The organism is Thiorhodococcus mannitoliphagus (assembly GCF_010915725.1).
Lineage (GTDB): Bacteria > Pseudomonadota > Gammaproteobacteria > Chromatiales > Chromatiaceae > Thiorhodococcus > Thiorhodococcus mannitoliphagus.
The window spans coordinates 1-658 of sequence record NZ_JAAIJR010000420.1 but is presented as its reverse complement, the minus strand read 5'-3'; the positions used below and the strand labels follow the sequence as shown (position 1 = coordinate 658).

The 658-nt window shown below is 57.9% G+C and carries 1 protein-coding gene and 1 pseudogene; both read right to left on the bottom strand.

From position 1 onward, the window contains the following. Positions 1-23 precede the first annotated feature (23 nt). Positions 24-332: a hypothetical protein gene (locus G3480_RS27235; RefSeq protein WP_164657288.1), complete on the bottom strand. Its 309-nt coding sequence runs from the start codon at positions 330-332 to the stop codon at positions 24-26. A gap of 4 nt (positions 333-336) precedes the next feature. Further along, positions 337-658 (bottom strand): annotated as a pseudogene (locus G3480_RS27230) (IS4 family transposase); the annotation flags it as partial.

Below are 658 nucleotides of genomic sequence, written 5' to 3'. Positions count from 1 at the left end.
AAGATGAGATGGAATCTCTATTGTCATTGAAATTTCAGCGATTCAATAAATCGCAAATTATGACTATTTAGAGTATAGAGAACATTGATGTCGGCCGTGAGATCGCCGTCATCGATATAGCCGATGGCCCCAGCGTGCTTGGAGATGTATCGAATGACAGCGTCCGCGCTTCCCAGTTCACGGGGTGGTGTGCCTTTGCCGACGTAGCGCCGGACCGTCCAGTAACCGATGTATTTCGCATCGTCCTGGTCCGGATAGCGCTCCAAGAAGCGCTGCCGGACCTGATTCCCAGGGGGAAGATTCACGGGGGTTACCCGCATACCCAATGCCATGGACTTAAGCCGCCCGGCAGTAAGCCGGGTGGAATCCAGGCTTGAGCTTGCCGGGATTGCGGCGTGGAAATTGTCGGTCTGGCCGTACCGCCTCGACGGCATCGGAAAGCGTGAGGACGGCCTGCGTCAGCAGGGTGGTTGGAGGATGTAAGGTGCCGATCAGTAGTCGAACCAGGGTGTGCTTCATGGTCGAGAGGCTGCTGGTCCAGCGGACGTGATAGGCATGCTTGCGCGCGGCGTGGCGGCGGGTTGCGAGCACCTGGGCGAGTCCTCGAACCATGCTGGCGAGGTTCAGGGCAAGGATCTTGGCGTGGACGTCTTGCTGC

Coding starts and splice junctions, on each gene's coding strand:
- G3480_RS27235 (WP_164657288.1), bottom strand. CDS start 332: ATGGCATTGGGTATGCGGGTAACCCCCGTGAATCTTCCCCCTGGGAAT.